At 55.0% G+C, this 14340-nt stretch carries 11 protein-coding genes; 1 reads left to right on the top strand and 10 read right to left on the bottom strand.

All coding sequences use genetic code 11. The features are described from left to right. Positions 1 to 411: 411 nt before the first annotated feature. The 9 genes from DFP98_RS01235 to DFP98_RS01195 all read right to left on the bottom strand — a co-directional run bounded on the left by DFP98_RS01235 (position 412) and on the right by DFP98_RS01195 (position 11858). Positions 412 to 1296 carry a carbohydrate ABC transporter permease gene (locus DFP98_RS01235; RefSeq protein ID WP_116058734.1) on the bottom strand — a complete coding sequence of 295 codons (885 nt, stop codon included), beginning with the start codon at positions 1294 to 1296 and terminating at the stop codon, positions 412 to 414. Between the two features lie 13 nt (positions 1297 to 1309). After that, positions 1310 to 2212, bottom strand: coding sequence for an ABC transporter permease (locus tag DFP98_RS01230; protein ID WP_116058733.1), 903 nt, complete (start codon positions 2210 to 2212; stop codon positions 1310 to 1312). Between the two features lie 223 nt (positions 2213 to 2435). Continuing rightward, on the bottom strand, positions 2436 to 4157 hold the full coding sequence (locus DFP98_RS01225; RefSeq protein ID WP_181917419.1) for an extracellular solute-binding protein: 1722 nt from the start codon (positions 4155 to 4157) through the stop codon (positions 2436 to 2438). Between the two features lie 133 nt (positions 4158 to 4290). Continuing rightward, positions 4291 to 5919, bottom strand: coding sequence for a response regulator transcription factor (locus tag DFP98_RS01220; RefSeq protein WP_116058731.1), 1629 nt, complete (start codon positions 5917 to 5919; stop codon positions 4291 to 4293). Then, positions 5897 to 7660 (bottom strand): sensor histidine kinase, encoded by a 1764-nt coding sequence (locus tag DFP98_RS01215; RefSeq protein WP_116058730.1) that lies wholly within the window; start codon positions 7658 to 7660, stop codon positions 5897 to 5899. Before DFP98_RS01215 ends, DFP98_RS01220 begins: the two co-directional genes overlap by 23 nt. A 121-nt stretch (positions 7661 to 7781) precedes the next feature. Then, positions 7782 to 8927: a S1C family serine protease gene (locus tag DFP98_RS01210; RefSeq protein WP_116058729.1), complete on the bottom strand. Its 1146-nt coding sequence runs from the start codon at positions 8925 to 8927 to the stop codon at positions 7782 to 7784. A gap of 22 nt (positions 8928 to 8949) precedes the next feature. Next, positions 8950 to 10224: a zinc-ribbon domain-containing protein gene (locus DFP98_RS01205; protein ID WP_116058728.1), complete on the bottom strand. Its 1275-nt coding sequence runs from the start codon at positions 10222 to 10224 to the stop codon at positions 8950 to 8952. Positions 10225 to 10529: 305 nt separating this feature from the next. Further along, entirely contained in the window at positions 10530 to 10898 is a 369-nt protein-coding gene (locus tag DFP98_RS01200; RefSeq protein WP_116058727.1) for a DUF488 domain-containing protein, read from the bottom strand. A 114-nt stretch (positions 10899 to 11012) separates the two neighbouring features. Further along, positions 11013 to 11858: an SDR family oxidoreductase gene (locus DFP98_RS01195; protein WP_116058726.1), complete on the bottom strand. Its 846-nt coding sequence runs from the start codon at positions 11856 to 11858 to the stop codon at positions 11013 to 11015. A gap of 189 nt (positions 11859 to 12047) precedes the next feature. On the opposite strand from DFP98_RS01195, the gene DFP98_RS01190 reads away from it, so the two are divergent. Beyond that, entirely contained in the window at positions 12048 to 12917 is an 870-nt protein-coding gene (locus DFP98_RS01190) for an AraC family transcriptional regulator (RefSeq protein WP_116058725.1), read from the top strand. A gap of 45 nt (positions 12918 to 12962) precedes the next feature. On the opposite strand, the gene DFP98_RS01185 is transcribed toward DFP98_RS01190, so the two are convergent. Next, positions 12963 to 14123, bottom strand: a complete 1161-nt coding sequence (locus tag DFP98_RS01185) for a Gfo/Idh/MocA family protein (RefSeq protein WP_116058724.1) — start codon at positions 14121 to 14123, stop codon at positions 12963 to 12965. Positions 14124 to 14340 lie beyond the last annotated feature (217 nt).

The raw sequence follows: 14340 nt of genomic DNA, 5'->3' as shown, positions 1-14340 counted from the left end.
CGAATGTCGTCAACGATCAGGCTCCGGCGAGATGCCGGAAGATGAGCCTTTGATGTTAACTTTACATGACGAATGCCCCGGCAAACAATGTGTTAAATTTCTTTATTGGGTTGAAAATCTTACTATGGCGGACAAATACAACAAAGAAGGGGCTGTCCCCCTAAGTAAGATCGTACAGGATAATCGATCAAGAAAAAGTACATGTATCTCCTGGAGACGCCTCATACGGTATTGAAATCACCTCTTAACGGGTTTACCCATTCAGATTTCAGTATCGTATAGCATCGGAAGGAGATACATGTACGACAACATTCTCTATCGATTATCTTTTTGTACGACTCTTTTTACTTCGGGGACAGCCCCTTCATTCCTCTGCCGGAGCGCCGATGACACCGCATATGACCGATATCGTCAGCCTTTGACGCTCCCCAGCACGATGCCTTTCATGAAGAAGCGCTGCAAGAACGGATAGACAAGCAGAATCGGCAGCGCGCCGAGGAAAATCTGAGCCGCCTTGGCCGTTCTGTCGCTCACCTCGGCGAGAGACTTCATGTCCGCCGCAGAGACGAGGCTGAGATCGCGGTTGATGACGACCGTCTGCAAATAGCTTTGAAGCGGATAATGGTCCGGTGAGTTCATGAAAATAAGGCCGTCGAACCAGGAATTCCAATGGCCTACTGTCGCGAACAACGTAAGCGTCGCCAGTGCGGGCGCGGACAGCGGCACCATAATGCGCCACAACGTCGTCCAGTGGCCCGCGCCGTCGATGAATGCGGCTTCCTCCAATTCGCGGGGCAGCCCTCGAAAAAAGTTGAGCAGCAGCACGACGTTAAAGATAGGAACCGCCCCCGGAAGCACAAGCGCCCAGATCGAATCCATAATGCCTGTATACTTTACGATCATATATTGCGGGATAAGACCGCCGTAGAACAGCATCGTGACGACGAATATCCAGACGTAGAGCGTGCGGTAAGGAAACCGGCCAACCTCCTTGGACAACGGATAGGCGACAAGGATGGTTAACGCCATGTTGACCGTCAGCCCGATTGCAACCCGCGTCAGCGTCACCCCGATCGACTTCAGAAACTCCGGCTTAGCCAGCACGAAGCGATAAGAGCTTAGCGTAAAATCGACGGGCCACAGCTTCACGAGCCCGGCGGTCGCCGCTTGACTGGAGCTGAAGGAGACGGCCAGCACATGGATCAGCGGGATGAGACAGAGCAGAGATAACAAGGCTAGCGCCGCATAGTTTGCGCCGATAAACACTTTCCTGCCCGGGGAGTAAGACTCGACCATATTGCCCCTCCTTTCAGAAAATCCGATAGTTCGCGAATCGATAGGCCAAATAATAGGATGCGGTAATAAACGTGAACGACACGACGGATTTGAACAATCCGACCGCCGTAGCCACACCGTACTGCGCGTCGACGAGGCCGATCCGGTATACGAACGTATCGATAATATCGCCGCTTTCGTATACCTGCGGGCTGTACAGATTAAACACCTGGTCGAATCCGGCGTTAAGAACGTTGCCCAGCGCCAGCGTCATCGTCAGCACGATGATCGGCATCATGCCCGGCAGCGTCACGTTCAGCGTCTGCTTCCAGCGCCCTGCCCCGTCCACGATGGCCGCTTCGTACAGCGCGGGATTGATGCCAGTCAAAGCGGCAAGGTAGACGATCGTATTAAATCCGAATTCCTTCCATACGTCCGACAGGACGAGAACTGGCCGAAACCAGGAATTGTCGCCGAGGAAATAAATCGATTCGATGCCGAAGAGACCGAGAAATTGATTCACGATGCCGCTTGAAGGCGACAAAATATCAATCAGAATGCCGCCGAGAATAATCCACGATAGAAAATGCGGCAAATAGATCAGCGTTTGCACGCCGCGCTTGAACAGCTCCTTGCGCACTTCGTTCAGAAGCAGCGCGACGGTAATCGGCACGATCAGGCCGACGACGATTTTGAACATCGCGATGAGGATCGTGTTTTTAAGCACCCGCATCGAATCGGGCATATCGAGCACATAGCGGAAATTATCCAGCCCCGCCCAATCCGAAGCGAACAATCCCCCTTTGGCCGGCATGAACTTCTGGAAAGCGATGACGATTCCGACCATCGGACCGTAGCTGTAGATCAGCACCAGAATCAAGCCCGGCAGCAGCATCAGATGCAGCGGCCAATAAGGCGATTTCATGTTACGCAGCATCGCTGCCCCCTCCTGCTTTCGTTATCGTGTAAGGCGGAAAAGATGATCGATAGACAATGTTGCCGCGCATGTATCTCCTTCCGATGCTATACGATCCCGAATGGAGAACGATTAACCCGGGATCAGGTGATTTCAGGAGCGTATGAGGCAATCTTCGGGAGATACATGCACTTTTTTCATCGACAATCTTTCATGACTTACCTATGATCCGCCAGCCTCCGGACTACTTGGCTGCCTTCCATTCGTTGACTTCCGCCGTAATCGCGTCGCCGCCGAGCTTCTTCCAGTCGCTTACGAACTTATCGAAGTTGTCGATCGAATCTCCCATGATGATTTTCGAGAATACTTCCAGCTCCATCTTCTGCAGCGTGGCATCCTTCTCTACCATCGTGGACGTAGGCGCACCGTAAAATTCGTTCGCTAAAATCAGATTTCCCGACACATATTGGTTAATAACCTTGAACGAACCGTCCTTGCCGAATACGCGCTCGTACGCCCAGCCCAGCTCCGTGCCTTCCTTGCCGGACAAGTATTCGTTAATCTGCCGCTCGTTTTCCTGCTCCTCCGGATTCAGCTTGCTCTTGTCGCCGCTATTGGCCGCTTCCAGCAGGTGCAGGTGAATGTCCAAGTTTTTGCGCGCCGGCCACGCCTGGAACGGAATATACTTATGGCGCTCGACGCCGCCCTTCGTAAAGTGCTCCGCGTAATTGTCGGGAGTGGTCGACTCGCCCCATCCGGTTTCGACGAACAGATTGATGATTTTAAGCAGCGCTTCCGGGTTTTTCGCTTTCTTCAGCACCGCGTAATACGTGCCGACCGCCAGATCGGTTCTCGGCTGCGCGACGCGATCGTCCACCGATACGAGCGGATACGCTTGCCACTCTGCGCCGCTGTCGTTTTTCTTGTTGTCTACGAGCGGCCAGAGCGGATTCCACATCTGACCGAAGTGCATGCCGGCCCGACCGGCCGCCGCGAATTCCGCCGCTTTGCCCGAATCCTTCACTCCGAACTCGCGATCGATCTCGCCTTTCTTGTACATTTCCTGCAGCTTGGCCAGCGCCTGCTTCATCTCCGGCTGAATGCTTCCGTATATGAGCCGGCCCGACCCGTCTTGAATCCATTGGCGCGGATAAGCGTGGAAGCCATTCATAAAGCCGTCTACGCCTGCGTAACCGCCGTACAGATCCTTGTTCAGCGAAATTCCGATCGTATCCGGCTTGCCGTTGCCGTCCGGGTCCTGCGTCGTAAATGCTTCGGAAATCGCATAGGCGTCCTCCATCGTTCGCGGCTCGGGCAGGTTCAGCTTGTTCAGCCAATCGCTGCGAACCCAGAGCAGCATCGCATTGTCCATCGACGAGGTCGTATTCGGAATGGCCATCAGCTTGCCGCCGAATGTGGCCGACGCCAGTGCGTTCGGTCCGTCCTGATTCAGAATTTCCTTCGTGAACGGCGAGGCGAATTGCTCGTACACATCGGTTAAATCCATCAGCAGATCGGCCTCCACCAGTTGCTTGAGCTGACGGGAGTTAACCGGGATAAAGTCCGGCAAATCTCCCGAAGCGATCGAGACGTTCATCTTCTGCTCGCCCTGGCCGCCCGGCGCGTCGCCGCTGACGACCCAATTGTTCTTCACGGTAATGCCCAGCTTGTCTTGAATCGTCCGCGTCCAGACGTTATTGTCGATCGATTCCCCTTCATCGTATTTGTACGTATCGTTAACGATCCGAACGGTCGTAATCTCGATCGGAGGATCGTACTTGTCCAGCGGCCCGTTCGGAGCGGCGCTATTCTCTGTTTGCTCGGTCGCGCTGCTGGAGCTTGACGCAGACGCGGATGCCTGACCACCGTTGGTCTCCTTGTTCTCAGTTCCGGAGCAAGCGCTTACAAATAACATTAAAGCAGCAAGCCCTGCAGCCGCTCCCGACGTCCCCTTCCATCTCTTCATATTACTCCTCCTCATTTAACGTAGTAGTTTGCCTGTGTTCAGTATAGGTCGGAGCGCCGAACGATGAAATGGAACAACGTATAGATTTGTTCTCTTTTATTTTGAAATTCGGGCAAAGGGGAGCGCTGAACGTTCAACGCCCCGCTTGCTCGCGATATTCTTGCGGCCCAAGCCCGGTATGTTTGCGGAAGAAGCGGGTAAAATAGCCAGCGTTTTCGAAGCCGACGGCAGCGGCCAGCTCGTGAATCTTAAGGTGGGAGTGCTGCAGCAGCTCCTTCGCCTTCTCCAGACGAACGCCGACAATGTAGTCGGACAAATTTTGTCCAGTCGTTTGCTTATAGAGCACCGACAAATAAGCCGGGTTCAAATAGACGAGCTCGGCAAGAGCGGTAAGCGACAGATCGCCCCCGACCCGCTCGCGGATATGACGGTTGACCCGTTCGACGATTCTGTCCGTACGTTCTTCCTGAGCGCCCCGCTTGAAGGCGATTAATCGCGCGGCCGTATCTTGCAGAAATCTGACCGCCTGCTCCCGTGCGGGGTGCCCCTTCGCGTCCATCAGCCGTTCCAGCAGATCGTCCTCCATCTCCTCCGCCCAGCCCGCGCGGTTGATTAGCCCGATCATCAGATTCGCGGCCGTATAATACGCCTCCAGATAACGCGAATACTCTCCTCCGTGACCGACCATTGCCGCGATCGCCGTTATCGCCTCTTCCTCGCGCCCGCTCTCCAGTGCGGCTTCGAGCCGCTCGCGCTGTCGGGACAGCTGCGTCGGCCAGCATGCCTCTCCGCGCTCGGGTTCGCTACCCGCGCCGGACAGCAGCTGCATGTTCTCGCCCAAGCCTACGCCGACGACCAACCTGCGCCTCATCAGGTAGTAAGAGTCGGCGAGTGCGGACCACGGCACGAATCCCCGGCTGCTGATGACGGACAGAGGCAGCCGCAGAAGCTGCGTACAGGCCGTTTGGGCCGTCTCCAGCGTGCCGGCGACAAAAGCGGTCATCGCCTCGGCGTCCTTTAGCGAACCGACGACTTGCTCATTCTCGTTCGGCTGCAGCAGCAGCATTAAATAATGCTCGTCCACATGTACGGCTTGCATTCGCACCTTCTCGAACAGTTCGCCCATAATGTTCTCAATCGCGAACTGCAGCAAAGTTCGCCCGCCGCCCTTCATCTCCTCCGGCCAGCGATCCACCCTTGCCAGAACCGGCAGCAGCGGCGCTTCCGCATCAAGCGAACAGCCCAGCTCTTCAAGACGGACCGCCGACAGTCCGGCATCTTCGATCCCATGCAGCAACGCGCGGCGAAACCATTCGTTACGCAGGGAAGGCAGCGCTTGGCGAATTCTCTCCTGTGCGTCGCGCATAATCTGCTCGTTGCGCCATTCCTCCTGCAACGCCGCTACGGCGGTGCCGATCGCTCGCTCGATCGGCTCGTCTCCCTCCGTCTTCAAAATATAATCGACGCTTCCGTCCCTCATCGCCTGCTGGACATAGCTCGTCTCGTTGATCCCCGTCAAGAAAATCACCTTGCATCTTGGCCATCTGGCCCGAATTTCCTTCAGCAGCCGCAGCCCGTCCATTCCCGGCATCCGAATATCGCTGAGCACGATATCGATCTTGATCCGGTTCAGCCATTCGATCGCTTCGATCGCCGAATAGGCGCGGTACAGTTCGAGCTCGGGCAAGTCGGCTTCCTCCAGCATTTCGTACAGCCCGTCTACCGTATACGGCTCGTCGTCAACGATTAACAGTCGATGCATCGTCTTCCTCTCCTTTCTTCAGCGGCAGCTTCAGCTCCGCAAGCAAGCCTCCGCCCTCGCCTCGCGATAAGATTAATCCGCTCTCCGGCCCGTACTTGATCTGCACGCGGCGATGAACGTTGATCAGCCCCGTGCTCTCGGTCTGTCGCTCCGGATCGAGCATCATCTGGTGCAGCTCCTGCAGCTTGCGCTCGTCCAGTTCCTCCCCGTTGTCCTCCACGGACACGATGAGCATATCCGGCTCCTGCCGGAAGGCGACGGCGATCCAGCCGTCCGTCATTTTATTTTCCAGCCCGTAGTTGTACGCGTTCTCAATTAGAGGCTGTAGGATCAGCCTCGGTACAAGGTAGCGCTCCAGCTCCGCAGGAAGCTCGGCGAATTCGCTGCGAATCCGGCTCCCGAAGCGAAAGGATTGGATTTCCGTGTATGTCCGTGCATACTTCACCTCAAGCTGCAGCGAGATTTCATCCTTCCCGTCCCGAGTAATGAACTGGAAGTAATCTCCCAAATATTTTGTAAACCGCACGATGTTGTCATGGTCCCGCAGCTTCGCCATGCGATGGAGGATAAAGAAGCTATTGTACAGAAAATGCGGATTGATCTGGGACTGAAGATGCCGAAGCTCGGCGAGACGAACCCGATACTTATGCTCGTACACCTCGTGAACGAGCACGTTCAACTCCCTGACCATCGTGTTAAACCGGTTGAACAGCACTCCGAATTCGTCCTTAAGCGGATATTGGACGACAATGTTCAGATTCCCCTGCTCGACTTTGTTGAAGGAGCGAATTAGCGTGCGCAGCGGCCGCTGTATGATTCGGTAAAGGCTCAGCGCGAAGAAAATGACGATCACGACCGACATCAGCGTCAGCAGCAGCATCCACCAGCGATACCGTTCGAGCGAGCCGAAGGCCGCGCTTTCCGGCATCAGAATCGATAGCGTCGTATCCAGCTTAGCCGACGATTTGTCGATGACCAAATATTTTTCCCCGCCTACATTAAGCGTCTGGCCGGGAGCGGAGCCGCTCTGCCGCTGAAGAACGGCCGCCTCAGCCTCCGGCAAGCTTTTGTCGTCGACAATGCTCCAAGGCAGGCGGTTACCGGTCAACACGGCCGTCTCTCCGTTGTTCGTGAATTGACGAAGCGCTTCCCGCAGCGCCGGCTTAGACACCTCCACCGCCAGCAGAAATACCGGAGCCTTGTTGCCGGATGGGGGGTCGGGATAGGGAACGCTGATGAACAGCCGATCTTTCCATAGCAGATAAGGAGATTCATAGCGGTTAGTCGCTACGGATAGCGCGAGGAACGCTTCTTCGTCGAAGGCGACGATCGCGTTGTCGTTCGAGGTGACGCTGCGGTCCAACCGCGGAATGAATGCGATTACATTTTGCACGAAGCTATTCGACGTTTTCACCAAGTTCAGCTTGCTCTTCAGCGCCAGAATCGCATCCGTCCGCTCAATGTCGGACATGACGTCGACCGCAGTGCTTAGCTTCATCAGATCCACATCGTTCACATAGGCTTCGATCAGCTTGATGACCCGCTCGAAATCCGACTCGATCAGGTTGACGTACAGCTCCACCTTGGCGTTCATCGAGCTGACGATTTCCTTGCGGACCGTCTCCTGGCCGGACTCGTTCATATACAGGTTTAACGTGTATAGCGGAATCAGCAGCGCCAGGAACGTCAAGACGATCTTCATGAAGATGGAGCTGCGGGGCGCCTGCGTAATGATCTTCATTAATGTGGCCTCCTTCTTCACGGGTGCGATAAAAGAAAACAGTCTTCCGCCTCTATTCTACATGGAGACGAAAGACTAGACTCGAGAATCGAATTAACCATCGAATTTTTCAAACGACCGCTTACAGCTTCTTCCCTTTGCCCGAGATGATTTTGACCATATCGTTTTCCAGCTTAACCTTGTAGGTCAGACTGTACTTGCTAAGCACCGTTCCTTCGTCGCGGTTTTCCCAGGCCTCGATGGTCGCGGAGATTTGCGCCTCTTTTTCCGTCCCCGACAGAACCGAGCTGCTGGTCACCGTTACGCTCTCCGTGTTCAGGTAGCCTTCGCGGAACTTCTCGTAGGTCGTTTTTGTCTGCCAGTCGCTGCCCAGAACGCTGTACGCCGACACATAATCGCCGCTGCTCAACGACTCGTAAAAGTATTGGACGATATACTGGGCGTCCGCCGCAAACGTTTCTTTCGTATATCCCGTCGTAAAGACGGCGTCGGTGCCCAGACTGGACGATTGCTTCGCCAGCTCCTCGTCCGGATTCAAGCTCCAATCCTCGATCATGCCGGCGATTTGAAGATACGGAATGCTAAAGCCGATGCTTCCCTGATCGTTGCCCGCGGAATTGATTCCGATCACCTTGCCGTTGCTTTCCAGCACAAGCGGCCCGCCGCTGTTGCCGTGCGTAATCGGCGCGGAGATTTGATAGACGCCGCGATATTTGGTCGAATCGATGTCCATGTCGCGGTCGACGCCGCTAATGATGCCGGTCGTAACCGTATTATCCAGACCTAAAGGACTGCCGAAAGCCATGACCTGATCGCCGATCTCGATCTTCGTTTCCTTATCGACCGCCATCGGCTCCTTGCCGACCAACGCTTCGACCCGAACGACGGCGATGTCCTTCTCCTCGTCTATGCCGATTACCTTGCCGGGATGAATGCTCATGTCGCTCGTCTTCACCCGAACGCTGAGAGCGCCGGTGACGACGTGGGCGTTAGTAACGACGTCTCCCTTGTCATTATAGAGAAAACCCGAGCCAAGCGACGTGCCGTCCTCCAAAGCCACTTCGATCGAAACAACGTGCTTCTGGCTTTCGCGAATCATTTCTTTAAGATTGGGCTTGGCGTCTTCCTTCAATGCAATATCGGGACTGCCAAGCTGCGATTCCGCATGCACGACAGAGGCGCTCCAGCGATCGTTCAGCTCGTAGGCGGCGAAGCCCCCAGAGGCGAGAATTAAACCTGAGATGACGAACGCAATCCAGTTTTTCATAATCTGCGGTCCTGCCTTTCGGTTAGTTAAGCTGCCACTCGGCGCGGTTCACATTCACCGAGCTCATGTTGTCCTCGTAGTTGTAGAACTCCGCATAGAAATCTCCCTCGTCCCCGGAAGCGAGAAATTCCGGCGAGACATAGACGGAGGCTTGATCCACGGCTTCTCCGGATTCATCCAAAATATCGAAATAAAGGAGAACGGAGCTGATTGAACGCGTCGCGCGATTTTTGATCGTGCCCTCCACGATGAAGTAGCCGTATTCGTCCGTGAACGCATCGACCGAGACCAGCTCTACCGCTTCCGTTCTGTTGGCAAGGTCCTCCTGATTCGCCTTCTCGATCGCTTCCTCGATACGGCGGTTCTCCGCCTCTTCGAACGATTGCTTTTTCTGCTCGACGGTCGTTTTCAGCGTTGTCAGCTTCTTGTTGCTCTCGTCGAACTTCAGCGCCTCTTCCAGGGTGACAAGCGCATTTGCGAACTGCTTGTCGCTGAGCTCGGCAGACGCTTTTTCGTAAGCGATGTCTGCGATTTTCTGCTTGATTTGATTAGCCGCCTTTTGTGCCGCCTCGCCCTTGTAATCTCTGATGACATTAAACAGAGGAGCCAGTTCCTCGACCGCTTTCTTCGCTGGCAAGCCGGCGACAACCTGCTCTACGACGACCTCTTCCTTCTTCGTATCGACAGCGGCGACGAGCTTCTGGAAAACGGGGCCGGAACGGCTTGCCAGCTCCTTCTGCAACGAATCGATCTCCTTGATCGCCTCGTCGAACTTCTTGCCCTTCCGCTGCTTGTCGGCGTCGTCCAAGCGGGCCTGCAGAGCGATCGCGTCCGTCAGCAGCTTCTGATCCGCCAACAGCACACGGTGGTCCGGCCGCTTCTCCAGCGCCTTCTCGATCGCGGCCTTGCCTTCGGCCAGCTTGCCGTCCAGCGCAAGCTGCTCTCCCTGCTGCAGCAGCTCTTCGACCTGGCGGTTAACCGATTTTTGATACGCATAAATTGATCCCAGCAGCGCCGCTACGATAACCAGGCTGACAATGGGAAGCACATATACAAGAATAGGGACTCGTTTGCGCGAAGCCGGATTGGCCGTCGTATCGCCGATATAATCTTGAATGCCTCTGCCGTTCAAAGCAGGATCAAGGGCGACCGCCGTCTCGTTCTCCTCGGGGATCCCTGCAGGATCCGTTCTCTCCTTCATTTCCTCCGTCTGCCCGACGGCTGCGAGAGAAGCTCCGCAATGATTGCAAAACTTGCTTCCCTCCGGAAGCTCCGTACCACATTTCAAACAAAACATTGCCTTACCCCTTTAAACGTCGTTAGTATGAATCACATTTTATGCAAACAATTATAATTCGACATTTTTTCGATTTTTCCTGCCGAGCTATAACATTGAACATGAGCAAGAGGGTGCGGAGCTAGGTTTGTGTAGACAGAAAAGGACTGTCCCATAAGCACAGCTGCTTAAGATGATCGATAGACAAATAAAGGCGTATGTAACTTATGTACCTTTAGTCTCGATTATCGTTCAGAGCAACCTGAAATGCTTAGGAGACAGCCTTATTATTTCTAACGTTGAAAATGGATGGCCGCTCGCGACATCTACTCGCGTGGCAACTCCCCTTCCAAATACCGCTTCAGCACAATCGCCTGATTGTGCCGTTCGTCCTTCGCCGCGTATAGCAGCGTAACGTCCTGCTCCTTGACCCATGACCGCAGCTGATCGACAAGAGGCCGGGCCGCTTCGTCTCGCAGCTCGGCTGCATAGCTCGCCTGAAATTGTTCGAATCGCTCAGGCACATGGCCAAACCAGCGGCACAGCTCCGGGCTGGGCGCAACCTCCTTCAGCCACACTTCCGCACCAACCCGCTCCTTCGTCATTCCCCGCGGCCACAGCCTGTCCACCAGCACTCGAAATCCGTCGCCGGTTTCCGTCTGTTCATAGACCCGCTTGATTTTGAATTTTCCCATCGCGCAACTCCTTCCGCTTGAGCCAAGCGCTGTTTGTTTCTTTCATTATATTATACGAAGAAAGAAGAAGAGCAGGGCGCGTATTAGGGACGCTCCTTGCTCTTCTTCTTTAAGCTAGACTCCGGAGTACGCCATAAACCCGCCGTCTACCGGTATCGTAACGCCCGTGACAAAGCCCGACGCGGAGTCGTCCACGAGCCACATCAGCGCGCCTAGCAGGTCCTCCGGCTTGCCGAATCTCCTCATCGGCGTATGGGAGATTATTTTGTGAGAACGCTCCGTCAGCGAACCGTCTTCGTTCGTCAGCAGCCTGCGATTCTGTTCGGTCAGGAAAAAGCCCGGAGCGATCGCATTCACCCGTATGCCCGCTTCCGCCATATGCACCGCCAGCCACTGCGTAAAGTTATCGACAGCCGCCTTGGCCGCGCTGTACGCGGGCACCTTCGTCATCGGGCTCGGCGCGCTCATGGACGAGAGATTGACGATCGTCGCGCCCGGCTTGCCGGCCATCCGCTTCGCGAATACCTGCGTCGGGATCAGAGTGCCCAGGAAGTTCAGGTTGAGGACAGAGGAAAAACCGTCCACAGTCAGATCGAAAAACGTCTTAACGTCCGGCTGCAGCAAGTCCGCAGCTTCAAAGGTTTCCTTCGTCGTAATGCCGTCGGGGTGATTGCCCCCTGCCCCGTTAATCAAAATATCGCACGCCCCCAGCGCCTTCGCCACCTGCTCCTCCGCCGCCCGAACGCTGTCCGAATTCAGTACGTCGCAGGCGACGGCGATTGCTTCTCCGCCATTTTGGCGGATTCGTTCGGCAACCGCCTCTCCTTTGTCGGCAGTGCGATTCAGAACCGCAACCTTTACGCCCCAGCCGCCCAGCTCGACCGCCATCGCCGAACATAAAACGCCGCTGCCACCGGTAATGACGGCGACGCGGCCTTTCAGGTGCTCTTTGTCCGCCATATTTTCAGATCCCCCATTCGTTATTGCGCTTCGTCCTCTCCTCAGAGTCCCACAAAATCGCCGTTTTCGTGCATCCTCACGTTGCGAATAGGATGATTCTCCCTCCTATTCGCGGGCTTCTTATGGTATCTTAATCTCCATCGGGCATAACGCCCCGCGCAAGCTTCGGACAGGAAGGAGCAAACTCGAATGTCTCATGTTCAAGCCTTCAAATTAAATGAACTGAAGCTCTACTTGACTTACCGCCATACAAGTCTAGATTCCGTTCAATACCAGGGCACCTTCCATGCGCATCAGGGCATTGAAATTCTGATCGTACACGAAGGAAGCGGCACGCTTGTCGTCGACCAGAAAAGCTATGAAGTGGCTCCCGGAACGCTGTGCGTCTTCCAACCGTATCAGCTCCATCATATCCAGATGAACATTCAACCGGGCAAGCCCTTCGTACGATCGGTGATCCAGTTCGAGCCCTCCCTCTATGAAAATTATTTCGAGAAGTGGCCGAGTCTGTTAGCCTTCTTCAAGCAGATCCATACGAGCAAGCTGCCTTCCCCATGCGTCTATGGCTTGAGTGGGGACGAGCCGTTTCACCTGTTGATTGAGCGCTTGGAGAAGAAGCGCCACGCTCTCGGCAAAAACAACGAGCTGGAGGAGTTCTCCCTGTTTCTCGTCGCGTTTTTCCATGCCTTCAAGCCGATCTGGGAGCAGCGGTCCGGAAAAACCGAAACGAGTCTTACGCGCACGGTTCATCAGGCCGAGCGCATCCTCGTATGGCTGGAGAATCATTACACGGAGCCGCTTCGCCTGAAGCAGCTGGCCGGAGATCTGCACCTGTCGCCTTACCATCTGTCGCATCTGTTCAAGGAATGCACCGGCTCCAGCATCTCCGACTATGTGACGGCCAGACGCATGCAGCAGGCGGTTATGCTGCTGAACTCGACGGATCTGTCCGTCGCTCTGATCGGCGAAGCCGTCGGCATCGCAAACTGCTCTTACTTCTGCCGACTGTTCAAATCCCATTACGGCTACACGCCGCACCAATATCGGAAGCTGACCTGAGGATGTCCTCCGTAACCGTCGCTCCGACACTTGATCGCTCTTACGTCACGAACGGTCGGTATAGCTGCTGCCGGTCGTAATCGTCTGCGTCGTAAAATTATCGAGCGATGTTTTCTTCTCATAGAAGTGCGTCGCCTTCGCCTGAACGCCGCTTCTCGTATAGAACGCATCCTCGTTCCCCAGCGGCAGTTTGACTAGCTCGCCTGTGCTGGCAGATTTATAGATCGCCGTAATCAGCTCCAGCGTTTGCCGGCCGTTGGCGCCGTCGATTAGCAGGGGCGCACCCGTCTCAATTGCCGTCAGCATATTGTCGATCTGCCCGGCATGCCCTTCGTGCTCCACTTCCGGCAATCCGTCATATAGCGCCTGCAGTCGATTTTCAAGCTCCTCGTTCGGTTCGGGAAAGCCGTTAGAAGTCGAGTTCGACGCCTTCACCTTCCATGGAACCGACACTCTTGCCTTTTCCCCCTGAAAAATGAGCTGCTGTTCCTCTCCATGATGAACGACGGAGCTGGTCACTTGACCAAGAGATCCGTTGGCGAATCGCAGCATACCGATGGAAATGTCCTCTACCTCGGCGTTATCGTGCGCCACGTTGCTCATGAACGCCTGAACCTCCGTCGGACTGCCCATCATCCACAGCAGGGCGTCGATGTGGTGTACGGCATGGTTCAACGTCGGGCCGCCGCCCTCCTTCTCCCATGTGCCGCGCCACCAGAGATCGTAATAGCAGTGGCCTCGCCACCAGAATGAGTCGACCTGAACATGGCCGATTTTGCCCATCAAGCCGCTGTCCAGTACCGCCTTCAATTTCATCATCGGCGTTTTGAACCGATTCTGGGCAACCGCAGACAACCGTTTTCCCGTCCTTCGTTGAGCCTCGATCATCCGGTCGCACTCCTCCAGAGAGGAGGCCATCGGCTTCTCTACAATTACATGTGTACCCGCTTCCAACAATTCCGTTGCAAGCGTCTCATGCGTATAAGGCGGCGTACAGATCGACACCAAATCGACGTCTTCCTGCAGCAGCTCCTTATAATCACCGATCGCCCTCGCATTTAGACCGTACTGCTCGATCCGCTGCTGCGCCTTGTTCGGATAAATATCGCAGATCGCCACAATGCGGCAGCGCTCGGGAAAACGCAAATAGCCTTCGATGTGCGCTCCCGAAATCGCTCCCGCTCCAATGACAGCTACCTTCAGCAACTCAGTTAGCCTCCTTGCGTATCGTAACATCTCGTCTCGTCAAGCATATCAAGGATGATCGGCAGCAAGTGATACTACTTTGTACAAAAATAACACTACTTTGCGGTAACTAAGAAAGCCTATTCCCCTTATGAAAAACAAAAAAGAGTTGTCCCCTAAGCAGCGCTGCGAGAGATAATCGACTTTGTTGTCGATTATTTTCACGGCGACTTGCTTG

The sequence above is a fragment of the Cohnella phaseoli genome (assembly GCF_003386235.1).
Taxonomy (GTDB): domain Bacteria; phylum Bacillota; class Bacilli; order Paenibacillales; family Paenibacillaceae; genus Cohnella; species Cohnella phaseoli.
This window is presented reverse-complemented; position numbering and strand designations above follow the sequence as displayed.